Origin of the sequence: Diaphorobacter sp. HDW4B, assembly GCF_011305535.1 — a bacterium.
Classification (GTDB): Bacteria; Pseudomonadota; Gammaproteobacteria; order Burkholderiales; family Burkholderiaceae_C; genus Diaphorobacter_A.
In genome coordinates this window covers 210,439-234,113 of record NZ_CP049905.1, presented here as the reverse complement: position 1 = coordinate 234,113, position 23,675 = coordinate 210,439, and the positions used below count along the sequence as shown (strand labels likewise).

The window sequence follows — 23,675 nt, the reverse complement described above, 5'->3', positions numbered from 1 at the left end:
CCAGGGCGTCGGCGACGCCCTGGCGGATGGTCAGACGATGATGCGTCCGGCCAGCCGTGCGTCTCGGGCGTAGGCGCTCAGCCGTTTCTCGGCACGGAAGTGCAGGTCGCGCTCAACCGGCAGTCCGAGCCGACCCCGTACCGTCATCAGTTCCTGAAGACTGACCCAGCCCAGCTCTGGCGCCCCCAGACCCAGGTCGCACAGACCGAAAGCATGGACGTGGTCGTTCGGGTCAATCTCGGTCAGCAGCCAGGTCGCGCCGGCGTCGGGCGTGAACAGCTTGACCACGGGCTTGGGGTCGAAGTCGAGGTTCTGCAGGGATTCGCGGCCGTTGGCCAGCAGCAGCACGCGCTGCTCGTCGGTGATGAGTGCGTTCATGGTGAACTCCAGAGGGAATGCCGGGCGGGATTGCCCGCAGCCTCCGGGTCACGGCGCAGCGCAGCGGTCAAGGTTCGCAGACGGCCTGCCAGGCCGCCAGCGCATCACCGATGCGCGCCGACCTTGACGGCGAGAACGACGTGGCACGCTGGGTGCAACAGCAAGCCAGCCCCACCAACCTTCCTATCCAGGGACTCGTGCCACGCGATGGCACGCTGATGGCCGCGAACTGATAACCGAGGGCCTGAGTGGCCCTCGGTTGCACGGACTCAGATCAGCCCGCGTTCGGCAAAGGACAGGATGGTTGCCCCGGCCACGATCAGGTGATCGATGACCCGTACGTCCACCAGCGACAGCGCGCTCTTGAGCGTTTGGGTCAGCAGCTCATCGGCCCGTGAGGGTTCGGCGAAGCCCGAAGGGTGGTTGTGCACCAGGACGATGGCCGCAGAGTTGCGTGCCAGCGCCTCCTTGACCACCTCGCGCGGGTATACCGACGTCTGGCTCACCGTGCCGCGAAACATCTCCACGTACTCGATGACCCGGTGTTGGGCATCCAGGTGGATCACCGCGAACACCTCATGCTCCAGCCTGCCCAGTTGGATGCGCAGGAAATCGCGTACCGCTTGCGGAGACGACAACAATTCGGTACCACGCAACTGGCCCGCCAGCACCCGTAGCGCAGCCTGCAGCACCTTTGCCGGTTCGGCTGGCCGGTAGCTGCCAGCGACATCACGAACGAGCAGTGAAGAAGCAGCAGAGGAAACGGCAACGAAGGAATTGAGGGAAGAGACAAGATCGTGCGACACGGCTAACTCCAGTTATCGGGCGGGATTGCCCGAGTCCGGAACCGGCACGCCGCAGCGCCGTTGTCACAGGTTCGAAGACGGCCGGCAGGGCGCCAGCGTGCGCAGCATGCGCAGACCTTGACAGCGAGAACGGTGTGCAAGGATGAAGGGAACAGCAAGCCAGCCCCACCCACACCCCACCACGCCCGCATTGACAAGCGCAGCGCGCAGCGGCACCGCCGCGAAGGCATCAGCGATGGGAGCCGAAGGGGCGAGACGCCTCAGGTGGCTCGATGCGCAGCACGTACAGCGCGGCCCGGCATCGCCGGGGATGCACAGTTCTGGTTCGTCGTTGGACCGGCCTGGCAGTGGATTTGCTGATAACCCGGACCTGCTCATCCTGAAAGGGTGCCCGTGACGCGCCGAGCATGTGTATTGACCAGAGGGGTCGAAGCGCTTCAATTGCCTGGAAGGCCAAACATCCGTCGACTATTGGAACTGCAGGCCTGAATGATCTCGTCGATGTCGCAGCCTAGGAGCTCTGCCACGCTTGCCGCGACCCAGGGAAGATTCGCCGGCTCGTTGTGTCCACGACGCGTTTCGGCATTCTTGGGGAACAGATAAGGGGCATCCGTCTCAAGGTGCAGTCGATCCAGCGGAATGGCTGGCAGGGCTTCGCGAAGTGCCTGGCCGCGTTGGAGATCTGTGACCCAGCCCGTGATGCCGATGTCGAGCCCCATCGCGAGAAAGGCTTCTGCTTCCGCGCGGTTGCCCGTGAAACAGTGCACGACACCGCGCGCTCCGGCGGCCACCACAGGGGTAAGCATGTCGTGGAAATCGGTGAAGGCGTCTCGGCAGTGAAGAAACAGCGGCTTGCGAGTCTCGACAGCCATTGAAAGCTGCTGCTCGAAGGCAATGCGCTGCGCTTGGGGAGGCGAAAAGTTGCGGTTGTAGTCAAGGCCACATTCTCCAACTGCCACGACCTCCGGGCACTTCAAGAGTTCGGTCAGCTCGCGGAAGGTGCCTGTGTCGTACGACTTTGCGTCATGAGGGGGTACCCCAGCAGTCGCGAAGACGGTGCCCGGATTGGCTCTTGCAAGCTCAAGGGCAAGATGACTGGATGCCACCGATGTGCCTGTGGCGAGGATCTGGGTCACGTTGACCGCCCGTGCACGCACCAACAATCGGTCGGCCAGAGACGTCAACTGCGCCGAGTGGAAGTTGACGCCGATGTCGACCAGTTGCGCTCGTTCGGATTGTGTTCCCTTGTTCATTCGCCGATGGTATGGGGTGATGCATACGGTCCATCGGCGCACAGGTCCGGTACCGTGGTGGTGCAACCCGACGACCGACAAATCGCTGCGGGTGGCCGTTCCAGGTTGAGCGCTGACGAACGGCAATCCCCAGCTTGATATTGGGGTTCGCAGCGAAAGCTGTCGATGGCGCCTCTCACTGCCGACGGAAATTGCTTGGGGCCGAAGACCTGGTCGGTGGCACGTACGTGAAGCGTTGTTCGTCTTCTGACACTTTTCACGTGCTGGAGCATCTGCGTTCCGGGTAACTTTGATAGCTAAAAAGAATCGAACTTGAAAACTCGATAGTTCGAATAAGCTTGTATTTTTCCAACCGGACTGTATGCGCTAAGATGGGAACAGACTGGCGGGGGTCGCCAGTCGTCAAATTTAATCGCTGGCGGGAGCCGCCAGTCGCTACGGACATGCGTGGACTTCTATATTTAGATAGCTATCGGCCACTTTTTTCCGGTCATGAGACTTTTGCACTTCGGCAACTCTGGCTGAAGAAGGCGATAGACGTGGTGGGCGGCGATCAGAATAGCAGCCGTCAGAATAACCATGGCTCGACTCTAAGCCGTGGTCACAAAAAGAACGTCTTCAGCGATGACGCATCGATTGTCACGCTCGGTGTGGGCAAAAACATGGTGGCGTCGATTCGCCATTGGGCGACCGCCTGTGATGTTCTGACAGATATCAACGGCGTGCCGACGTCTACGATGTTTGGGGCTCGCGTCTTTGCTGACGACGGCTTGGACCCTTATAGCGAACATCCGTCTACCCTTTGGCTGGTCCACTGGAAGCTTGCGGGGGGGTGGTCGATGCAGGATCGAACCCATCGCAGTGCCACATGGTATTGGGTGTTTAACCACATTCATGAGCAGAGCTTCACGGCCAAAAGTCTGCTCAAGTCACTAGACGATTACGCGCGAGACCGGGGAGGGCGTCTGTCACCTGCCACGCTCAAACGGGATGTCGAGGTCTGCATGCGGTGCTACGTTGATCGATCAGAGACAAGCTCGGTGGATGATTTCGCCGACTCCATGTTGGGCGAACTCGGTCTCATCTCGGCTCAGTCCCGTGAGGAGTACGCGTTGCGAAGAGGGCCTAAGTCGACATTGACGAACGGCGCGTTCCTCTATGCCCTAGTGGAATTCTGGCAGGCGTTTGCTCCCGACCAAAGCACTTTGTCATTTGAGACTATCGCCTATGAGATCGGCTCGCCCGGTCGCGTGTTCAAACTTGATGAGGATTCGGTGGCTGCCCGTCTTATTGCGCTGGAATCTCTTACCAAGGGTGCGTATCAGTGGTCAGACTCGGCCGGTTTACGGCAGGTGATTCGCACCCAGCCGTTGGATCTTGCGTCCGCATTGGAGCTGGCCTATGTCTAAGCAGAAAGTCGCCGAGGCCGCTCGCCCGCGGAAGAAGTTGCCATCCAAGTCATCCGTTTCGTCTTCATTGGCAGCCGTGGAGTCTGTGCCTCGCGAAGGTCCGCTACTGGCTGATGAAGTCACGCTGACTAGGCAATTCCAGCGGGCGGTTCGGCTCGATGTTGACTTCGGGAGCATTGATGCGCTTCGCGGATACATCTGCCAAGGCACGGCACGGCACGTACTGGAGGCCACAGCACGACATGTTCTGCAGACGCCCCAACGCGCGTTCATCTGGACCGGCCCCTTCGGTGGTGGTAAATCGTCCTTGGCAGTGGCTTTGTGCAGCTTGGTGGCGCCAGACAGAACCGTCAGACGAGCTGCCAAGGACGTGCTTGAACTCGATGGCCACGAGAAATCTGACATCGCGCAAGTGTTCTCGGCTTCAAAGGACGGCTGGTTAATCCTTCCAGTGGTCGGCCACCGCGGAAGCGTTGTCGATGCGGTGGGGGCGTGCCTAGACGAACGCGCAAGTACGGAGGTTGTTTCGACGACTAAGTCGGGATCGAGGCAACGGCTGGCTACGCTGTTCCGGTCACTATCTGACGAAGCTGAGCGACGCGTCGGCAACGGCGTATTGTTGGTCATCGACGAACTTGGTAAGTTCCTTGAGGCATCCGCCAGCGACGGCGATGATGTCTACTTCTATCAGGAGCTGGCCGACCTGGCGGGCCGAGCCAAAGGCAAGCTCATTGTGGTGGGTATTCTTCACCAATCTTTCGAGCAGTACGCGCATCGCTTGGGCTCGGAGTTGCGCGACGAGTGGCGCAAGGTGCAAGGGCGCTACATCGACATTCCGCTCATTGCCGCTTCGGATGAGGTTGTCGAATTGACGGGCCGTGCGATCCATTCATCGTGCGCGCATCCCGAATCCTTCGCTGTCGCGAAGCAAGTGGCGGAATCCATCCGGCACCGCCGGCCGGCACTAAACCCTGAATTTGCAGCGCGGCTCGACCTTTGCTGGCCGCTGCACCCAGTGACCGCCGCACTGCTCGGCCCCGTGTCCAAGCGCCGTTTCGGGCAGAACGAGCGCAGTACTTTCGGATTCCTCGCCTCCGCTGAAGCGCGAAGCTTTCGCGAATTCCTCCAATCGACACTCGCGTCGTCCAGAGCGACGTATACGCCGGCCGCCTATTGGGACTATCTGCGTACGAATCTCGAACCGAGCATCCTTGCCTCCACAGACAGTCATCGTTGGTCCCAGAGTGTGGAAGCCGTCGAGCGAACCGAACAGAAGCACCGGGACGACGATCTGCACGTGCAACTGGTGAAAACGATCGCATTGATCGATCTCTTCAGAAACGGATCCGGGCTTGTTGCCGACGAAGCTGTGCTGGGCGCTTGCGTACGCAATGCTGACGGATCCGATCTCGGCGCCAGCAAGTTGCAGGAGTTGCTCCAAGACCTCCGTCGTTGGGCCGTTGTGTCCTTCAAGCGGCACTTGGGTTCGTGGGCCATCTCCGAGGGAAGTGATTTCGACTTGGACGCAGCGCTTGCGGAAGCGCTCGGCACGATTGATGAACCGGATCTTGCGCAACTGGCCAACTTAGTTCGCCTGCAACCGGTGCTTGCCAAACGTCATTACTGCGAGACTGGCACCCTGCGCTGGATGTTGCCGCTGATGACGCATGCCAATCACGTCCTGGAGGGGCTCGATCGGGCTTCGGCGTTGTGCGGTGAGCCTGGAAAATCGCTTGGAAAGAGCAGCGCATTCGGCGCATTCCTGCTGGTGTTGCCGGCACGTGCTCAAACAGTTCGGCAGGCCGCTAATCTCGTTCGCAAGCTCGACTGGCAGGTGGATGCGGCGCGTCCGGTCCTGGTAGGCATTCCGCGCAATGGTGAAACGATTCGCGAGTTGGGTCGTGAACTGATGGCGTACGACCGCATTCGGCGGCAGCGCTCGGAACTCGAGAACGATGCGGTGGGGCGCCGGGAACTCGATGCGCGGACCACCGATGTAAGAACGCGCCTGGAAGAGGAACTGCGGGACGCTTTGCTCAGCATCCAGTGGCTCAATGTTGAATCGCTTGGCTTGGCACCTGTCTCATCGAACGCACTGTCGTCAAGCTTGCCGCATCTGGCATCGGTTTTTGCCGATCGGGTGTTCTACAAAGCTCCGCATGTCTTCAGTGAGCTTATCAACCGAGATGTTCCATCATCGAACAGCACGAAAGCTCGCAAGGATCTGCTCTATGCGATGTTGAAGGGCGCGGAACGCAGACGCCTAGGCTTGGAGGGCTTTCCGGCGGAAGCCGGCCTGTATCACAATCTGCTGGAGGCTAGCGGCCTGCATCGGACTCTCGATGGTGAAAACGAGACCGGCGAATCGGCCCGCTATGGCTTTGCCGCTCCTGTTGCGGGAGATCCGATCGCTTCACGAGCCGGAAGCTTCGTGGCACTGTGGGACGCCGGAGTCGCAATGATTGTGGATGCGGCAGCCGCAGTGTCGCTGACAGACCTGCATCGCTTGTGGCAAGCGCCACCGTATGGCGTGAGGGCAGGGGTTTTGCCAGTGCTTTGGCTTGCATTTGCGCTGGCCAATCAGCATCGCATGGCCGTCTACAAGGACGGTATGTTCATTCCGCAACTTAGCGAAGTCGACATTGACGAGGCTCTGCAGGATGCAGGCCGATTTGCCATCCGTCATGTGCAAATCAACGAATACAGACGAGACATTCTGAAGGGCGTCGCCAAGCATCTGCGCAAGGTCGGACGAACTGTCGCGTCCGAGCCGCTGGAAGCTGCTCGTGGGCTCGTCTCACTCGTCTTCGACCTTCCGCCGTGGTCGCGTCGAACGCAGCTGATGGGCGAACGAACGCGCGCGGTGCGTGACACGCTCGGCAAAGCGAGCGACCCGCATCGGGTGTTATTTGTGGACCTGCCGGTGCTGTTCGAAGGTCTGTCCGTGCAGGAGTACCTGGACGCGCTCGGGACCGCGCTCGAGGAAATGCAGAGTGCTTACTCCAGCATGCTTGCGCGTGTGATGACGCGAACGCTGGAAACGCTCGATGCATCGTTCACCTCTGATGAAGACGTTGACGCAGTTCGACGTCGGGCTAAGAACGTCGTGGGCATCTCCGGCGACTTTCGGCTCGACACGTTTGCAAGCCGGCTGTCCATCCTCAGTCGCGATCCCGAATCGATCGAGAGCCTATTGAGCCCAGCGGTGAACAAACCTCCGCGCGAGTGGACTGATCAAGACATCGATGCGGCCTTGATTCAGCTGGCCCAGTGGGGACTCCAGTTCCGCCAAGTCGAAGCGGTCAGTTCGGTCCAGCACCGCGAACCGACACGCAACGCCATCGCGGTCGTGTTCGGGACAGGCCAGAAAGGCAAGACTGTTTCCGAGAGCTTCGATATCTCGCCAGCGGAGAATCGGCACATCCAGCAACTCTCTGACGCGATCATGAAGCAGTTCAAGGACGTAAAGCGCGAAGTGTTTCTTGCGGCGCTGGCACAGGCGGGAACAAAGCTGGTTGAGGCGGTGAGTTCAAACGAAAAGGTTTCACGATGACCGTTGCGATCGCAAATTCAACGCCGAAGGCGCCCTGTACTGAAACGGTCAACGTGATCCAACGGCATGTGCTGGGACTGTCAGGCGGCAGGGACAGTGCAGCTCTTGCGGTCTATATGCGACAGCACCATCCAGAGCTCGACCTTGAGTACTTCTTCACGGACACCGGCAAGGAACTGCCCGAGGTCTACGAGTTTCTAGGGCGGCTCGAAGGCTTCTTAGGCAAAGCGATTCTTCGCCTGAACCCCGACCGAGACTTCGATTTCTGGCTGCGCGAGTACGGGCATTTCCTGCCGTCAGCAAGCACTCGATGGTGCACGCGTCAACTCAAGTTGCTTCCGTTTCGACAGTGGCTGCGGCCGGGTTTGGCTGCAGGACATCGAATCACGAGCTACGTGGCAATACGTGCGGACGAGGACTATCGGCAAGGATTTGCGCCTACGCAAGAGAACCTGAAAGTTGTCTATCCGTTCCGTGAGGTCGGTATCGACAAGCAAGGTGTAATCGAATTGTTGGGGGCGTCCGGTCTGGGCTTGCCGAAATACTACGACTGGCGATCTCGCAGTGGTTGCACCTTTTGTTTTTTTCAACAGAAGATCGAATGGGTTAACCTCAAGCGCAACCACCCGGATGCTTACGAAGAGGCCAAACGCTACGAGAAAAGTGCTCGCGAACATGGGTCTCCCTTCACATGGTCGCAGGGCGAATCTCTCTCTGACCTTGAGCGGCCGGATCGCATCGCTGCGATTGAGGCAGATTTCATTGCTCGCAAGGCACGAGAGCAGGCGCGCAAGCCCGTTAACCCGCTACGCCCGATTAGATTTGTGGAGCCGACGGATATTGATGATCTGTTCGGTGAGGACGAAGGGGGCGGCGCCTGCTTGGTGTGCCACAAGTGAGTTGCACGTCATTGCCTAGCTAAGAAGGAGAAGAAAATGGCTGGAGGATTCCGGATTGCCGCGCGCGCGCTACGTCAGCTCGGTGCCGAACTGATTACGTCCGATGACGTTGCCCTGAATGAGCTGATCAAAAACGCATTCGATGCTCGATCGCCGCGCGTGAGCGTGGAGATTCACTCATTTGCTGACCTCGCCGCGTTGGCCTTGCTAGAAGAGCAAATTCGTCAGAAGAAGGTCACGAAGCAGGAGGCGCTGGAGCGAGTGGACAAAGCTATCTCGCCGGACGTGTCGATGGCGCAGCGATCAGAGTTGATTGAGCGGCTGCATGGATACATCGAAAGCCGCGTCGACTTTGCTGAGCACCTGAAGGAATTTCGTCAGGAGCAGTCCCTCAAGATATCCGACACCGGGGTGGGCATGAGCGCAGACGAACTCTCCGATCGCTTCCTGGTTATCGGAACCCCAGGAAAACTCCTGGCCAAACGCACTGCAAATCCCGGCGACTCACCACTTCTTGGTGAGAAGGGTATCGGTCGGTTGTCGATGATGCGGTTGGGTAATGTTGCAACCGTGCGATCAGCAAAAAAGGGCAGCGCCCGATGGAATGAGATCAAGTTTCGTTGGGATCGATTCGACGATACGAGCCTCTTTCTTGACCAGGTCGACGTTGATGTCGAATCAGCGGGCGAGGCAGACCTCACCGCTCAGGGCACACAGATCGAAATAAAGGAACTGTCTGCCAACTGGACGCAGGAAAAAGTCCAAGGCTTCATACAGCGGTACATGAGGCGGCTGCAGAACCCTTTCGCCAAGGAAAGACGTCCTTACCCGGTCGACGTTCTTCTCAACGGCAAGCGACAGCCGATAGCATCTCTGCCTCCATGGTTGGAGAACTGTGCGCAGTTCAAGGCGGACATCACGTTCAACCCTCATGGCATCGATGGGACAAAGCAGATTCTTCGCCGAAGCCTTCGATGGCGGGATGCAACGTCGTCGGAGACGCGCGCCTGGGAAATGCGCGAGCTGACTCAGGAGTTGGGCCTTCCGGCGGATACCTTTGTCCGCCTTGGGCCATTCGTGGCCAATTGCCTTTGGTTCAACCGTCAAATGCTGACCGGCAACACCGTCGAACGAACGCGCAACGAGATCGCCGAAGAGCTGAACCAGTGGTGCGGCGGGTTTGCCTTGTACCGCGATAACTTTCGGGTCGGAAAGACTGGTGGGATGGAGGACGACTGGCTTGAATGGGACAGTGGCGCCTTGCGCGCCAAAGGGTTCGCGCTGAACCGCTATCAGACCATTGGGAGTGTCAGCATCTCTTCCCTCACCAACCCACACTTGATTGACTCGGCGAACCGCGAGCGCCTCGTTGCATGCCCCGAGCAATTGCTGCTCAAGAGTTTGTTGGGGGACGTCGTCGTCAAGGATTTGCGAGTTCACATCAATACGATCCGAGAGGCCGAAGCGAAGATCGCAATCGCCGAGGAGTCGACCACCGAATCATTGAAGAAGTCGGAGGAAAGCCTCAAGAAGACCATTCGTGCGATCGATGAGATTGGCAAGGAGCTTCCGAGGGAACAGCGGCACAAGATAACTGAGATCCGGGAGACGCTGCAGAGTCAGGTCGAATACGTGAAGACAATCAAGAACTCCCTGAATATGGCGAGGGAGACCCGGGTCGAGTTGCTGGAACTGGCCAATATCGGGTTGGTCGTGGAGATCGTAATTCATGAACTGTCCCGTCTGACGGAGCGAACCGGCGAGTTGCTGGTGGACCTTCAGAAGAAAGACGGCAAAGCCGACGTTGTTCAAGTCGTTGACAACCTACGCACTCAGATCATCGCGACCAACAAACGCATTCGAACTGTCGATGCGATGAGCCCTTCAGGACGGCACCGGCGGGAGAACTATGACGCGGTAGCCCAGACCAAGACGATCGTGGCTGGTTTCAAGAACAGGTTCCAGCGCCACGAAATTACTTGCGATATCTCGTTGGATGACGGCGCTGCAGACAAGCCTCTGAATGTCTACATGGTGCGCGGATTGATCGCGCAAACGCTAGAGAATCTGCTGACCAACTCCGTCTATTGGTTGCAGCAGGGTCTGAAGGAGGGCGAGGTAGAGCGGTCGATCCGAATCGAAATTGATTCAAAGGCGCTCACAATCAGCGTTTCTGACAACGGACCTGGCGTAGATCCAAAGTATGCCAAGGAGATATTCAAGCCCTACTACTCCACGCGAAAAAAAGGGAAGGGTCTGGGCCTTTACATCGCGGCCGAGCTTGTCGACTATCACGGAGGACGCATCTACCTTGACGAGCTTCCAGAGGATGACGGTCGACTGCGCACGTTCACTATCGAGTTGCCGAAGGAGGAGGCATGACTGCACAGGTCGAAAGCGTTGCTGCGGCGGCAACCTCTGAGGTTGCGCCCGTCCTAACCACACCGGCTGTGAAGGTTATGGTGATTGACGACGAACTTGCGGGCCTGACATACGCTCACCTAACGGACCACACGGCGAATATTGCTCAAGTCTTCGGTGACCTGACCAGTCCGGAGATTGAGGAACTTTGGCCGATCGTGATGCATATCAAGAGCTTCCCGTCGCTTGACGAGGAGGAGCCGGTCAAGGCGCTGGCGTACTTGAGTTCGACCGAGTTTGTGCGTGACGTGCTTCTGTCCGACTACTTCCGGAACAACGCCACGCCTCTGTTAACGGGTCCACTGGCTGGTTTCCTTGAACGTGCGGCTATGGTCGCTGACTTGAGATCGCAGGTCGAGAAGGCATTTCCAGCACCAGAATTTGAAACAACTTTCGCCAGCGCCAGACCAAGTCAGCCGCTGACGTTGCTCCAGTACGATTTTCTGATCCTTGATCTAGTTCTGCACAAGAGTGCGGGCGCGGTGGATGAGATTGTTGACTACCTCATGGAGATGGGAAACGTCACCTATCCTGCACCTCTTCCTTGCATCGTGGTCATGTCCAACAGTGATGAGCTTATGCAAGAGAGACTGCGGTTCAGCACCGAATCCAATATCAGTGCCGCGGGTCTCCTACTGTTGCCCAAGGCCGAGATCCGACGAAAAGATTTTGGCGCTCCGGGACTCACGCTGTGCTACCAACAGCTATTCCGCCAGCGTGATGTGGCGCAACACATGCGGGTCTTCATGCGCTCTTGGATGAAGGCGCTTGAGACAGCGCGTGAAAAGGCAAACGTCGCGCTTTGGAATCTTGATGCAGGCGCTATGCAGGAAATTCACCTCAGCGCATTCACGGACAACGATCCCTATGATGAGCATCTGAATGAGTTGATGGCCCGAGAGTATCTTTGGCACGTCGAGTCATCGCCGTCCGTAGGCAAGGCCATCGAGGCCCTAGACACCTGCTTCCAGCAGCAGTTCAAGAAAGCGCCAGGGCCGCCAACAATTGGTCAGCGCTTTATCGCCCCCTTCGTGAAGTCGAAAGCCGGACGCGATCTGGTCTCACACTTTACGTGGACGGGCTTCTCGGTGCCGGAGGCACTCGACTCTGTGGATCCTGCGGAAGCCTTGAAGAAATTCAATCGGCTGGTGCCATTCGGCGCCGTCTTGGCGCCTGAGAACCTGTCGCCCGATACGGAATGCCTAGTTCATATTACGCAGCAGTGTGATCTGAATGCAGCAACGCGACCTGAGAAGCTCGCGAACCCTGTGCAGACCGCGCAGTTCGCTGTCGCATTGCCCATCGAGGTCATTGAGAATCGGATGCCTGCGCACAAAACGGAGGACCTGGTCGCCCGAGGACTGATCATCAATGGCAAGGAATACGACCTTAGGCTCGTAAAAGGTCGGCAACTGGCCTTGTTGATCTCAAAGTTCATCGACTATGCGGCGAAAGAAGGTCTGCATGTGGTCGGCCGACTTCGACACGACATAGCGACCCACTTCCTCTCGGCCACTGCGAACCACATGACCCGGTTTGCTTCACTAAGAACTACGCGCATTGAGGTTCGAAACGTGCGGCTGTTCCTGTACGGAAAAAAGTTTCCAGAAGGCAAGCCCCTTCCTTGGTTAAACACGGAAACCCAAGAGCCGCTTGTGGTTCAAGTGGCTAAACACAACAACTTGCATTTCTTCCAGGACGACATGAGTATGCGCATTGCGCTCTGGATCGGCCAACAACTCTCGACCTACTACGCAGCGAATGACATCGACGCTTCTGTTACTTGCAATGCGCTCAGCGTGGGCTTGAACAACAAGCAAGGCTTGGTGAAGTTCGTCGACTTCGTTTACGACACGTTTGCGTTGGCCGATCTCGCCAAAAAGCTGCCAGCCGCAGAGGCACCAGATCCGAAGGTTCGGCTTGTCGTTGTTGAGGCACCCTAGTTCCATTCATTCAGGTCAATGGAGAGTCCCAAGTGTCATGTTGGTGAGGGCGGTCAGCGGACTGCATGCTAATCCGGTATGCTCGGATCTGATTGATGATGGTGTCGAAAACGTCGCTCCCTCACAAATCGCTCCATCTCCCGCGCCAGCAAAAGATAAGCGCTTCTGACGGTAAAAGCGACGGTAAAGGCCCATGTCGATCACAGCCAAGTCCTTTAACCATGCGGGTTTGGACGGCCTGTTGATGATGGAGTGGGAGTGATCACCTCCTCGTAAATGTCGATGGGGTCAGCCCCGGAGAACCAAAGCCCGCAGCCTCAAAGCTGCGGGCTTTTTACTTTGGAGCAACGCAAGTTCAATTGACTGGCGCAGTTGGAATGGAGCGATGTTCTTCTGATGCCGGTTGGTTGTTGCGTCGAGCGTGTGCGTTGAAGATTCGATGAGCAGCGGGTTCGATTGAAAGGCTTGAGCATTCATTTTTGAAGATCGGACGGCTTGTGATTTGGTTGTCATTTGACAACTTGATGATTCATCTTCACACTCGAGGTCATCGATGGCACGTCCGGCTCATCCAAAGAAAGAAGTCGAGGAGGCGTTGAGGCATGCGGAAATGCTTGGCTGGCGAATCACGGTCGGCGGCAGTCACGCATGGGGGCGGATCTACTGTCCCTACAACGACGCCGATTGTCGATGCGGTGAGTTCTGCATCACGAGCGTCTGGAGCACGCCCAGAAATCCTGGAAACCATGCGCGCGCCTTGAGGCGTGTTGTCGATCACTGTTCCAGACAGGAGTCGGGAAATGAAGGCAAGCAATCACAGGAGTAGAAAGACGATGGAGTTCACCTTTGTGCTCAAGTATCAGCTCTCCAATGAAAGCGACGACATGGACGCCTTGATCGAGCGCTTGGGCGAGGCCGGGTGCGACGACGCTTTGGTCGGCACAGGCCAGCCCGGACGCCTGGCGCTGGAGTTCGTTCGCGAGGCCCCAACCGCCGAGGTGGCTGTGCAAAGTGCCTTGGCGGATGTACGAAATGCAGTCCCATCGGCTCAACTGATCGAGGTCGCCCCTGATCTGGTGGGGCTGTCGGACGTGGCCGAGCTTGTCGGCGTCTCGCGCCAGAACATGCGCAAGCTGATGCTGATGCACACTGCCGCCGATTTCCCTGTGCCCGTGCACGAGGGCAGCACCTCCATCTGGCATTTGGCGGACTTGCTGGTTTGGCTGGAGAACAGGGCAGGCTATGCGATCAATCGCGATCTGCTGGAAGTGGCGCGGGTCGCCTTGCAAGTCAATGCGGCCAAGGAGGGAAGGCGGATTTCTCGGGCGGCTTTCAAGGAGTTGGGTGCGCTGATCGGGTGAAGCAGGAAAGCCTCGATTCGGTTGGCTGGGGTGGATGTGCCCAGTGTTTGAGTCATGACGCGCACCATTTCTTGATGCTCGAAGCCGTGAGTCGAATTGGGGTGATCCACAAGGCTTTCAGCCCTTTTCATGCAGGCTTGTCCTCGAGGTCGCTCCGGGACATCCAGATGCTGAAATGCACAAGGGTTTAGTGGTAGATTGGATGATTTGCGCTTGAAGCTGACGGAAAATGCAGCGTCGATCAAAACGGCTTTGATCGAATGAAGGATAGAGCAAGCAAGGTGAAGTATGTCGGTCCCCATCATTGATCTTTTTGCAGGCCCGGGAGGGCTTGGCGAGGGTTTTTCCTCGGTCTTGGATCATGAAAAGCAACCCTTTTTCAAGATCGCACTCTCCATCGAGAAGAGTCCGGTCGCGCATGGCACGCTGACGCTGCGCTCCGTTTTTCGTCAACTGCGGGGCACCGAGGCCGTCAAGCATTACTACCGATACATGCGCGGTGAGATTGACGAATCCAGGTTTCGCGCAGAACCGGAAGTGGCTGCAGCGTTCGGTCATGCACTGCGCGAAGCGCGCTGCCTGGAACTGGGCAAGTCCGACAACGGCGGCATCGACAAGGAAATCCGTTCCGCGCTGAATGGGAGCGAGGAATGGGTTCTGATCGGCGGCCCACCATGTCAGGCGTATTCACTTGCCGGACGCTCGCGTCGAGCCAATGACGAGACGTTTGAATCCGACGAAAAGCACTTCCTTTATCAAGAGTACCTGCGGATCATCAAGAAGCACAAACCGGCGATTTTCGTCATGGAAAACGTCAAGGGAATGCTTTCGTCAAAGCATTCGGGTTCGAGCATGTTCGAGCGAATCATCGACGATCTGTCCAGGCCCGCAAAGGATCTGGAGTACGAGATTCGCTCGTTTGTGGCGCGTGGTGATCAGAACTCGCTCGATCCTCGGGACTATGTCATCGAGTCCGAGAAGTTCGGCATTCCACAAGCGCGGCACCGGGTGATTCTTCTGGGTGTCCGGAAGGGGCTGAATACGCCGCAGCATGAGTTGCTTGCGGAAGCGGCACACGCTGCGACCGTTGGTGATGCGATCGACTCGCTGCCGAAAATCAGAAGCCGCCTGTCTCGGGGGGATACCTTGGAGGAGTGGCGCTCGGTCGTCCAAGGGGCTGCGAGGCTGCTTCCAAACAGGAAGAACACGGAAGATCTGCAGCGGGCCAAGGACGTCATGTCGTCACGCGGCAGGGATGCGACTCATGGTTCGGTTGGTGCCGCGTTCATTCCATACGGGTTTCCTGCAACTGCGCAGTCGACTTCATTGGGAGAGTGGTTGTCGGATCCTGATGTGGGCGGCGTCTGTCAGCATGAGGCCCGATCGCACATGGCCTCGGATCTCCAGCGCTACATGTTCGCCTCTTCCTACGCGGTCGCGCACAGCAAGTCGCCACGATTGGAGAACTACCCTGTCGAGCTGCTTCCAAATCACGGCAATGTCGCAGAGAGTTCAGAGCGCACATCGGTGCCCTTCAATGACCGATTCCGCGTGCAATGCAGGAGTTTTCCGGCGACGACGGTGGTGGCGCACATAGCCAAGGATGGCCACTACTACATCCACTACGACCCATCGCAGTGCCGGAGCCTCACTGTGCGCGAGGCAGCGCGGTTGCAGACGTTTCCGGACAACTACTTCTTCATGGGCAATCGCACCGAGCAGTACACGCAGATTGGGAATGCCGTGCCGCCGTTGCTCGCCCTGAAGTTGGGTCGTGTGGTGAAGAGCCTGTTGCAGGGTCAAGCGCGGAGTCAGGAATGATCCGCTCCATTGGGGGTTGACGAAGCCTGGAGATCTGCAGCCCCCAGCTCCAGCATGGGCTCATGGCCACCCAGCCATTCTGCGACCGCGTGTGCTGTGATATCGGCGGAAAACTTTGTCGCACATTCCCAAACAACGGCAACTCGCCAACCTTCTTTGCGAAGGGCGTCGATGTCGCGCTGGTCGCGCTCGACATTCTTCTGGAATTTCTCCCGCCAGAACTGTGCATTTGCCTTGGGTGTGGTGGTGAATTTACAGTCGGCATGCCGATGCCAGAAGCAGCCATGAACGAATATGGCAGCTCGATATTTGGACATCACGATGTCCGGAGAGCCTGGCAGTCGTCGAACGTTCAGCCGGTAGCGAAACCCCATGGCATGAAGGCGCAGTCGCAGCGCCATTTCCGGCGCAGTGTCGCGACTGCGAATGGAGGACATCATTTGGCTTCGTTGATGTGACGTTTCATGTCGCATGTGATTCTCGGAGGCTCTTCGAAGCGATTGTTTGACGGCATAATCGATTCGAATATCGTGATTGATTTTTGACGATCAAGCTAGATAGGGCAAGAAAAACAACTCAGAGGGAATCTGATGGCTCGTGTTCTGACGCATCCACCCAGTGCTGCATGTCTTTCGGCAACCATGCGTGATTTGGGTTATTCGCTTGAAACAGCCGTGGCTGATCTGCTGGACAACAGCATATCGGCGGGCGCTGACAACATACAGATCTTTTGCAATCTTGCGGGCAAGGATCCTTCTCTCGTCATTCTCGACAATGGGATCGGTTTGTCCGAGGTGGAGCTGATTCAGGCCATGCGGCATGGAGCATCCAATCCAAAGTCGCGGCGCTCGCCGAAGGATCTGGGCCGCTTTGGTCTGGGGCTGAAGACGGCTTCGTTTTCGCAGTGCCGCATTCTCACCATGGCAAGTCGCAAGAATGAAGTTCTGAGCGCTGCCACGTGGAATCTGAATCTGATCGATGAAAAGGACGAATGGCTGCTCGAGGTGCATGAGCAGAGCGAAATAGCCGCACTGCCGATGATCGATTCCTTGAGTGGCACCGGCACCGCGGTGATCTGGAGGAATCTGGACCGACTTTCCGAAAGTGAGTCGGGTGAACTGCGTGAGGAAATCATCGCAGAGAAGCTCTCGGTTCTGAGGCAGCATCTCTCGTTGGTTTTTCACCGGTTTCTCGCAGGTGAGATTGACGGCTTCAAGCGACTTTCGATTTCGGTCAATGGGCTGCAGTTGAAGGCATTCGATCCCTTCTGCAGAAAAAACTCCGCAACACAGCTTCTTCCGGAAGAGGTCGTGCATTTTGGCTCCGAGCGGGTCACTCTGCAGCCCTACATCCTGCCGCATCACAGCCGGTTGAGTGTCAAGGAGTTCGATCTCTATCGTGAAAGAAGCGATTTCATTTCGAATCAGGGGGTGTACGTATACCGAAACGGGCGACTGATGGTGTGGGGCGACTGGTTCCGCTTGGTTCCCAAAGGGGAGACAACCAAGCTCGCCCGTGTCCAGATCGACTTTTCCAACGCCATGGACGAGCATTGGACCATCGACATCAAGAAGTCGCGAGCTCGCCCACCACTGGCCGTTAGAGAGCGCCTGAGACAGATCATCAATGCCATCACCAGCCGGAGCATTTCCGTGCATCGAGGTCGGGGTATGCGGCTCTATCAGGAACAGGCAGCGCCGATGTGGGAGCGATATGCGGATCGTGACCGAGTCCGCTTTGCAATCAACCTCCAGCATCCTTTGATTTCCAGTCTCAGGGCTGGTCTGGACAAGGAGCAGGCGGGTCAGTTGCAGTTGCTGATCGAGTCGGTTTCGGCAGCATTGCCTTTGGAAATGATCTATTCGGATTATTCGACACATCCCAAGGAAATGGCGGATGCGCAGTCGGATCCGACACTGGTGCATGAGCGCCTGAAATTGATAAGACAGGAAATGTTCGGAGATGGTCCGGGGAATGTCGATCAGTTTCGGCGAGTTGTGGAGTCCGCCAAATTGTTCGAGGGTCAATCCGAGAGCATCGACAAATTCATTGAGGAGACATTCAGTTGAGCAACCGTGAAATTTCCGAAGAGAAGAACATCCGAAATGCGCTGATTGCGGCGCTGAGCAATCTGGATTCCACACCAACCCGCGAGCTGGTCGAGAAAAAAGCCAAGGGGCTTGCGGCCTTGTTTGACTACAGTGGCGATCTGAAAAACATCATTGCCGACACGCTGGTCGCCGTGGAGACTCGAATGGGCGAGGGTGTTTCGCTGATCGACACCACGGCGGAGCACGATGACCAATGGATTCACAAGCGCTCCGATATCGACTGGGTCTACTCCAAGGCATATTTCGACTTTCTGGAAAGCGAGGGCTGGGCGCCTCGATTGACGCAGACACTCAGCGATGTGACGGGCAGAATTCTTGGACATCTGCAGGATCCGAAATCCGAGGGCACCACATGGAGTCGACGTGGACTGGTGATCGGACATGTGCAGTCGGGGAAGACCGCGAATTACACCGGTGTCATCGCACGAGCTGCGGACGCAGGCTACAAGCTCATCATCGTGATCGCAGGTATCCACAACAACCTGCGCAAGCAGACTCAGGAGCGAATCGACGAAGCTTTCATTGGCCGCTCCAGCGACCCCAAGAAGAAACGTCAGGCTGTGGGGGTCGGGTTGCAGAAGGGGTATCCCCATCCCGCGACACTCACGAACGTCATTGACGATTTCAACAGCAACACAGCGGCGAAGAGCGGATGGACGATCAACGATTTCAGCAAGCCGATCATTCTTGTTATCAAGAAGAATGTCTCCACTCTGGATGCATTGCATGGTTGGTTGGCCGATCTGAATGCGAACAGGCATAACCGAATCACCGATGTTCCGATGCTGCTCATCGATGATGAGGCTGACAATGCTTCGATCAACACGAACAAGGAGGACGTGGACCCCACTCGGACCAATGCGACGATTCGGCGCATTCTCGCCTTGTTTGCCAAGTCCTGCTATGTCGGCTACACGGCCACTCCGTTCGCCAACATCTTCATAAATCCCGATGTCTACGGCGATGGAGTTCTCGAAGAGCTTTTCCCACGCGATTTCATCTACTGTCTGGACGCCCCCACCACGTACTTTGGGGCCAACAAGGTGTTCTTGAACGACGATTCCAGCGATCGGGTCCTGCGTCATATCGATGACGCGGAGAAGTTGCTTCCGCTGGATCACAAGGGTGACTTTGTGGTGGCGGAATTGCCCGCCAGTCTGTATGCATCGCTTGATTCCTTCATCATTGCCCGGGCGATTCGAAATCTGCGTGGGCAGGAAAAGAAGCACTGTTCGATGATGGTCAATGTCTCGCGGTTTGTGAGTGTGCAGAGACAGGTTCGCGAGTTCTTGCGCGAGCGGGAGGGGAAAATCCGCAGAGCCGTGGAGATGCATGCCCATATGCCTGACGAAAGTGCAGTTGGGAACGCACAGATGCAAGCCCTGAAGAATGCCTTTGACGCCGAGTATTCCGATTCTGGAGTCACGTGGCAGGACGTCAAGGGTGGACTTGTCGGCGTATTTGAGCACTTGCACATGTATGTGATCAACAGTGGCAGCGATGAGGTTCTCGACTACAAGAAATATTCGGATGATGGTATTGGACTGACGGCCATTGCGATCGGTGGTCTGAGTTTGTCCCGTGGACTGACTGTCGAGGGGCTCACGACCAGCTACATGTACCGTAGCACCAAGATGTATGACACCCTCATGCAGATGGGGCGCTGGTTTGGATACAGGGCGGGCTTCGAAGATCTGTGCCGAGTCCATCTGTCGCGGGACAGCATTGACTGGTATGCATACATTGCCAATGCCGCGGATGAACTCGTGCTGCAGGTGAAACGCATGCGGCGAGATGGGTTGAGTCCGAGGGAGTTTGGCCTCTACGTCAAGGACCATCCGGATGCGTTGTCCATCACCGCTGCAAACAAGATGCGAACTGGGCAAGAGGTCGTGCTCAAGCAAAATTACAGTGGGTTATTGAAAGAAAGCCACTGGCTCTCAGTGGATGAACAGGTCAACCGAAACAACTTTGAACTGATTGAACGCTTCTGGAAGCAGGGCTTTGGTGGACGGCATGCGCGGCCGACAAAAAAGGGATTGATTTTCGAGGGAGTCGACGTTTCAGTAGTCGATGACTTTTTGACCTCCTTTCAGGCACACACGAAGTTTGAAGAGAAAAAGAAAGTGCTCGTTGAGTACTTGCGGGCAGTTGGTCCAGTTCATGAAGCTTGTGATGTTCTGTTGATCTCTCCGGGTGGGATTTCTGAAAATGAGCATGTCCTCAATGTTCAGGAGCGCTCTGCACTTAATGTTGAGAACGAATGCTGGTTGCTTTCCAAAGACCGCGTTGCTTCGCGAGGTGATGAGGGGTTAGGGCTGACCGACGAGCAGAGGGTAAATGCACTCCATGCTGCGGAAGCAGACGCGAAAGAGCTGGCAAAAAACGGCAAAACTGAGAAATCGCGGGCGTTGGCTGAAACAAGAGTTGCTGCCGCGCATGAGAAGAAAATGCAAGTTTCCGACGTCTTCTACCGAGAACAGCGCGCTAAACCTTTGTTGATGATCCACAGTCTGATGCCAACCGGTAACGAAGAGCTCAAGAAGCCGATTGCAGCATTTGGTCTAAGCTTTCCTCCGGGTAACTATGGCACCTCCATTTCCGTCATTGCCAACCGAGTGTGGATGCAGAAGGAGAATGGGGCATCGATGAATTCGGAAGAGGAAGAGGAAGTCGATGCTTGAGCATTCGCCTTGGGATGATCTCACCATTCCGGATAGCGACTACAACGTGCTGCTGGTGGATGAGATGGATGCAGTGCCCTGCCATTGGGGGAGAAGCGCTACGGGTGCCTGTCTTTTCATTGTCGAACTGCAGGGAGATTTCGCCGAGCGCATGCGAAGAAAACTGATTCATGTGCGTGGAATCAAGCTCGATCTGCAGGTTCGTCCTCAAGGTGTTCAGCACCTTGTGTTCGAGCTTCAGCGAGATGGAGATCGCGATCTCTTTCTGAACTTCTGCAGAGCTCTTTCCAGCTCTCTGGCGAGTGCTCGGAATTCCGATGTTGCTTTTGCCATGGCGTGGGAACACCTTCGCCGGTGGAAACATTTTCTGAGCGGGAGCATGCACCAGCTTTCGCCGGAGGCAGTCCGGGGGCTGTATGCGGAACTGCTGTTTCTTTGCGATCGAATCCGGAACTCGGGGGATTCGTTGGCGGCTGTCGACAGTTGGAAGGGGCCGATGCGGGGGCAGCATGATTTCGTTTACGGAAACAAGGCCGTGGAAATCAAGTCGCTCATGGGGACAGCGCGCAACTCGGTTCGGATTTCGTCGGAGGATCAACTGGAATCATTGAACGAGACGCTGTATTTGCGCATCTATGCTCTTCGTGTGGAGGACGGCAAATCAGAGGGCGTTTCCTTGAATCGGTTGGTGGATCTTGTCAGAGCCCAGATCGACGATGCCAGCGCGCTGGACGACTTCGACGGCAAGCTTGTCGAACAGAAATACCAGCCTTTGCCCGCTTACGACGAACCACGCTTCTCCGAGCGAGAGGTTCGTACGTATCGTGTGGATGGTGAGTTTCCTCGAATCGCGAGATCAAGGCTTTCGCCGATGTTGTGCAATGTTGCGTATGACGTGAAACTGGAGGGCATTGAGGAGCATGCCTGCAATGAATCCGAATTGCATGGAGATAAGTGATGGATCAGTCGGTCGAAGATTTTTTTCAGAGTTTCCGAAGTGACCTCAGTATTGGCGCTGCATCGAATCAGCGGTTTGCGCTGACGGAATTTGTCGAGTCGCTCGGGGCCGAGCTAGTCGAGTCGGGATTCGTAGAGGGATTTGAACATTGCCACTATCGAGCCAGCCGCGGGGCGCGCGTCGATGGATACTGGTTCGCCGAGGATGATGTGCTTGACCTTTACATTGCTGACTTCGATGCCCGAGCGGAGTTGGCTTCGTTGCCCAAGACGGATGTCGATGCTGCGTTCAAGCGATTGACCAAATTCTTCGAAGCCAGCAAGGACAAGGATTTGGCGGCCGAGCTCGAGCCGATGAGTCCTGAATATGGATTGGCTCGAGAGATTGCGGATCGTTCGACACGCATTCGCAAGATCAATCTGGTGCTGCTTTCGGAGCGCGTGCTCAGCGAACGCATCCAGTCCATCGATGATTCAACCATTGCAGGTGTGCCTGCGTCGTTCCATATCTGGGACATCACGCGGCTTCAACGTCAACGCAGCGCGAGAGGGCAGAAGGAGCCGCTGGATCTCGACGTTTCCGGGATGTTCGGACGTGGACTGTCGTGTCTCCCTGCCCATCTCGACACCGATGGGTACATGGCATATCTCATCGTCGTTCCCGGTGATGTGCTTGCTTCCCTGTACGAGAAGTATGGAGCTCGGCTGCTCGAACAGAACGTGCGAACGTTCCTGCAGGCGCGCGCGGGGGTGAACAAAGGCATTCGGGCAAGCATCATGAACGAGCCCGAGATGTTTTTCGCATACAACAATGGTGTGACCGCGACCGCTCAGTCGGTGGAGACTTCGATCGTCGATGGGCAGTTGACCATCACTCGATTGCTGAACCTGCAGATCGTGAATGGCGGGCAGACCACTGCATCGCTTTTCCATGCGCGCAAGAAAGACAAGGCGGATCTTTCGAAGATATCCGTGCAGATGAAGCTGTCGGTCATTGATGGATCGGGAGCCGAGGCCATCGTGCCGAAGATCTCTCAGTATGCGAACACGCAGAACAAGGTGAACGATGCCGACTTCTTCTCGAACCATCCGTTCCATGTCCGCATGGAAACCTTTTCCAGGCGTATCTGGGTGCCTGCTGGAAATGGCTCGCAGAAAGAAACCAAGTGCTTTTACGAACGCGCCAGAGGTCAGTACGCGGATGCACAGTCGGCGTTGACTGCGGCTGAGCAACGCAGGTTTTTGCTTGAGTATCCGAAGCACCAGATGTTCACCAAGACCGATCTGGCCAAGTTCGAGAACGTGTGGGAGGACCATCCGAGCTGGGTGAACAGAGGGGCTCAAAAGAACTTCGCGCAGTTTGCAAAGCGCATCGGCGAGGAGTGGACGCGATCAGCGGATGAGTTCAGTGAGTTCTATTACAAGAGAGCCATTGCCCGCGCCTTGATTTTCAAATCGACCGAGCAGTTGGTCTCGGAGCAGGCCTGGTACAGTGGTGGATACCGAGCCAACATTGTGGCGTATGCATTGGCGCTCCTGAGTGAAATTGCGAAACAGCGACAGCAGAGCGTCGATTTTCAGAAGATCTGGAAAAGCCAAAAAATCGAAAATGCTTTGCTGGATGGCATTGCTGTGATCGCGAAGTTTGTGCATTCCGATTTGGTGCAACCACCTGCGGGAATTTCCAATGTCACGGAATGGTGCAAGCGAGTGGATTGTTGGACCCGATTGCTCACCGGGCAAGCGACTGTCGAGAAGATGTTGTCTGCAGAGTTCTGGCAGTCATTGGTGCCCTTGGACACCCAGAAAGAGGAGTTGCAAGGTGCCAGGCGGATTCAGAAGATCGACGACGGACTCGAAGCGCAACGTCGTGTGATCGCTGTACATGTTGCGGAATGGTCGCGGGTGTTGTCGGTACTTAAGTCGAAGGGACAGTTGACCTCGAAGGATCGGGATCTGTTGAACATCGCAATGCAAATTCCTTCAAAAGTTCCTTCGGGCAAACAATGCATTGCCTTGTTGGAGATCGTTGAAAGAGCTAGGCTCGAAGGGGTGGTTGTAGCTGCCTGATCGTTTGCA

General features: G+C 56.6%; 18 protein-coding genes. 13 read left to right on the top strand and 5 right to left on the bottom strand.

Annotation, left to right across the window (positions count from 1 at the left end; translation table 11 throughout):
- Window positions 1-30: 30 nt before the first annotated feature.
- On the bottom strand, window positions 31-378 hold the full coding sequence (locus tag G7048_RS01060; protein ID WP_166066392.1) for a DUF2958 domain-containing protein: 348 nt from the start codon (window positions 376-378) through the stop codon (window positions 31-33).
- Window positions 379-395: 17 nt separating this feature from the next.
- Between G7048_RS01060 and G7048_RS01055 the strand changes: the two genes are divergently transcribed.
- On the top strand, window positions 396-611 hold the full coding sequence (locus G7048_RS01055) for a hypothetical protein (protein ID WP_166066391.1): 216 nt from the start codon (window positions 396-398) through the stop codon (window positions 609-611).
- A gap of 36 nt (window positions 612-647) precedes the next feature.
- Here the strand turns inward: G7048_RS01055 and radC are convergent, their stop codons facing one another.
- Both radC and G7048_RS01045 read right to left on the bottom strand, forming a co-directional pair.
- Window positions 648-1,184 (bottom strand): DNA repair protein RadC, encoded by a 537-nt coding sequence (radC, locus tag G7048_RS01050; RefSeq protein ID WP_166066390.1) that lies wholly within the window; start codon window positions 1,182-1,184, stop codon window positions 648-650.
- A 437-nt stretch (window positions 1,185-1,621) separates the two neighbouring features.
- Window positions 1,622-2,437, bottom strand: coding sequence for a TatD family hydrolase (locus G7048_RS01045; protein WP_166066389.1), 816 nt, complete (start codon window positions 2,435-2,437; stop codon window positions 1,622-1,624).
- Window positions 2,438-2,880: 443 nt separating this feature from the next.
- Here G7048_RS01045 and G7048_RS01040 point away from each other — a divergent pair, with 443 nt between their 5' ends.
- Genes G7048_RS01040 through G7048_RS01020 form a run of 5 tightly spaced genes read left to right on the top strand, consistent with a single transcriptional unit; the run spans window position 2,881 to window position 12,662 of the window.
- Window positions 2,881-3,846, top strand: a complete 966-nt coding sequence (locus tag G7048_RS01040; protein WP_166066388.1) for a DUF4007 family protein — start codon at window positions 2,881-2,883, stop codon at window positions 3,844-3,846.
- Window positions 3,839-7,399: an ATP-binding protein gene (locus G7048_RS01035; protein WP_166066387.1), complete on the top strand. Its 3,561-nt coding sequence runs from the start codon at window positions 3,839-3,841 to the stop codon at window positions 7,397-7,399. The genes G7048_RS01040 and G7048_RS01035 overlap by 8 nt, the downstream gene beginning before the upstream one ends.
- A gap of 53 nt (window positions 7,400-7,452) precedes the next feature.
- A complete protein-coding gene (locus tag G7048_RS01030) occupies window positions 7,453-8,298 on the top strand; it encodes a phosphoadenosine phosphosulfate reductase family protein (RefSeq protein WP_166070721.1) in 846 nt (281 codons plus the stop codon).
- 36 nt (window positions 8,299-8,334) lie between these two features.
- The gene (locus tag G7048_RS01025) at window positions 8,335-10,680 is read left to right on the top strand and encodes an ATP-binding protein (protein WP_166066386.1); all 2,346 of its coding nucleotides are present in this window, start codon (window positions 8,335-8,337) and stop codon (window positions 10,678-10,680) included.
- Window positions 10,677-12,662, top strand: a complete 1,986-nt coding sequence (locus G7048_RS01020; protein WP_166066385.1) for a hypothetical protein — start codon at window positions 10,677-10,679, stop codon at window positions 12,660-12,662. The genes G7048_RS01025 and G7048_RS01020 overlap by 4 nt, the downstream gene beginning before the upstream one ends.
- Before the next feature lie 288 nt (window positions 12,663-12,950).
- On the opposite strand, the gene G7048_RS01015 is transcribed toward G7048_RS01020, so the two are convergent.
- Window positions 12,951-13,175 carry a hypothetical protein gene (locus tag G7048_RS01015; protein ID WP_166066383.1) on the bottom strand — a complete coding sequence of 75 codons (225 nt, stop codon included), beginning with the start codon at window positions 13,173-13,175 and terminating at the stop codon, window positions 12,951-12,953.
- 40 nt (window positions 13,176-13,215) lie between these two features.
- Between G7048_RS01015 and G7048_RS28355 the strand changes: the two genes are divergently transcribed.
- The 3 genes from G7048_RS28355 to G7048_RS01000 all read left to right on the top strand — a co-directional run bounded on the left by G7048_RS28355 (window position 13,216) and on the right by G7048_RS01000 (window position 15,844).
- Window positions 13,216-13,488 carry a hypothetical protein gene (locus tag G7048_RS28355; protein ID WP_166066382.1) on the top strand — a complete coding sequence of 91 codons (273 nt, stop codon included), beginning with the start codon at window positions 13,216-13,218 and terminating at the stop codon, window positions 13,486-13,488.
- A 7-nt stretch (window positions 13,489-13,495) separates the two neighbouring features.
- Window positions 13,496-14,023, top strand: coding sequence for an AlpA family transcriptional regulator (locus G7048_RS01005; protein WP_166066381.1), 528 nt, complete (start codon window positions 13,496-13,498; stop codon window positions 14,021-14,023).
- 288 nt (window positions 14,024-14,311) lie between these two features.
- On the top strand, window positions 14,312-15,844 hold the full coding sequence (locus G7048_RS01000; protein WP_166066380.1) for a DNA cytosine methyltransferase: 1,533 nt from the start codon (window positions 14,312-14,314) through the stop codon (window positions 15,842-15,844).
- On the opposite strand, the gene G7048_RS00995 is transcribed toward G7048_RS01000, so the two are convergent.
- Window positions 15,835-16,284: a DNA mismatch endonuclease Vsr gene (locus tag G7048_RS00995; RefSeq protein WP_240933120.1), complete on the bottom strand. Its 450-nt coding sequence runs from the start codon at window positions 16,282-16,284 to the stop codon at window positions 15,835-15,837. The two genes, G7048_RS01000 and G7048_RS00995, sit on opposite strands and share 10 nt — an antisense overlap.
- Before the next feature lie 150 nt (window positions 16,285-16,434).
- On the opposite strand from G7048_RS00995, the gene G7048_RS00990 reads away from it, so the two are divergent.
- The 4 genes from G7048_RS00990 to G7048_RS00975 are packed head-to-tail and all read left to right on the top strand — an operon-like array spanning window position 16,435 to window position 23,666.
- Window positions 16,435-17,913: an ATP-binding protein gene (locus tag G7048_RS00990; RefSeq protein ID WP_166066378.1), complete on the top strand. Its 1,479-nt coding sequence runs from the start codon at window positions 16,435-16,437 to the stop codon at window positions 17,911-17,913.
- Window positions 17,910-20,639, top strand: coding sequence for a Z1 domain-containing protein (locus G7048_RS00985; protein ID WP_166066377.1), 2,730 nt, complete (start codon window positions 17,910-17,912; stop codon window positions 20,637-20,639). The genes G7048_RS00990 and G7048_RS00985 overlap by 4 nt, the downstream gene beginning before the upstream one ends.
- The gene (locus tag G7048_RS00980) at window positions 20,632-21,597 is read left to right on the top strand and encodes a PD-(D/E)XK motif protein (RefSeq protein ID WP_166066376.1); all 966 of its coding nucleotides are present in this window, start codon (window positions 20,632-20,634) and stop codon (window positions 21,595-21,597) included. Before G7048_RS00985 ends, G7048_RS00980 begins: the two co-directional genes overlap by 8 nt.
- Complete coding sequence (locus G7048_RS00975; protein WP_166066375.1) at window positions 21,597-23,666, top strand: AIPR family protein; 2,070 nt, start codon at window positions 21,597-21,599, stop codon at window positions 23,664-23,666. The genes G7048_RS00980 and G7048_RS00975 overlap by 1 nt, the downstream gene beginning before the upstream one ends.
- The last annotated feature ends 9 nt before the right edge of the window (window positions 23,667-23,675 follow it).

Bases quoted from the DNA above. Each gene is read 5' to 3' on its own strand.
- G7048_RS00990 (WP_166066378.1), top strand. From the start codon at position 16,435: ATGGCTCGTGTTCTGACGCATCCACCCAGTGCTGCATGTCTTTCGGCA.
- G7048_RS28355 (WP_166066382.1), top strand. From the start codon at position 13,216: ATGGCACGTCCGGCTCATCCAAAGAAAGAAGTCGAGGAGGCGTTGAGG.
- G7048_RS01025 (WP_166066386.1), top strand. From the start codon at position 8,335: ATGGCTGGAGGATTCCGGATTGCCGCGCGCGCGCTACGTCAGCTCGGT.
- G7048_RS00980 (WP_166066376.1), top strand. From the start codon at position 20,632: ATGCTTGAGCATTCGCCTTGGGATGATCTCACCATTCCGGATAGCGAC.
- G7048_RS01015 (WP_166066383.1), bottom strand. From the start codon at position 13,175: ATGACAACCAAATCACAAGCCGTCCGATCTTCAAAAATGAATGCTCAA.
- G7048_RS01005 (WP_166066381.1), top strand. From the start codon at position 13,496: ATGGAGTTCACCTTTGTGCTCAAGTATCAGCTCTCCAATGAAAGCGAC.
- G7048_RS00995 (WP_240933120.1), bottom strand. From the start codon at position 16,284: ATGATGTCCTCCATTCGCAGTCGCGACACTGCGCCGGAAATGGCGCTG.
- G7048_RS01060 (WP_166066392.1), bottom strand. From the start codon at position 378: ATGAACGCACTCATCACCGACGAGCAGCGCGTGCTGCTGCTGGCCAAC.
- G7048_RS01040 (WP_166066388.1), top strand. From the start codon at position 2,881: ATGCGTGGACTTCTATATTTAGATAGCTATCGGCCACTTTTTTCCGGT.
- G7048_RS01055 (WP_166066391.1), top strand. From the start codon at position 396: ATGCCGGGCGGGATTGCCCGCAGCCTCCGGGTCACGGCGCAGCGCAGC.
- G7048_RS01000 (WP_166066380.1), top strand. From the start codon at position 14,312: ATGTCGGTCCCCATCATTGATCTTTTTGCAGGCCCGGGAGGGCTTGGC.
- G7048_RS00975 (WP_166066375.1), top strand. From the start codon at position 21,597: ATGGATCAGTCGGTCGAAGATTTTTTTCAGAGTTTCCGAAGTGACCTC.
- G7048_RS01045 (WP_166066389.1), bottom strand. From the start codon at position 2,437: ATGAACAAGGGAACACAATCCGAACGAGCGCAACTGGTCGACATCGGC.
- G7048_RS01020 (WP_166066385.1), top strand. From the start codon at position 10,677: ATGACTGCACAGGTCGAAAGCGTTGCTGCGGCGGCAACCTCTGAGGTT.
- G7048_RS01035 (WP_166066387.1), top strand. From the start codon at position 3,839: ATGTCTAAGCAGAAAGTCGCCGAGGCCGCTCGCCCGCGGAAGAAGTTG.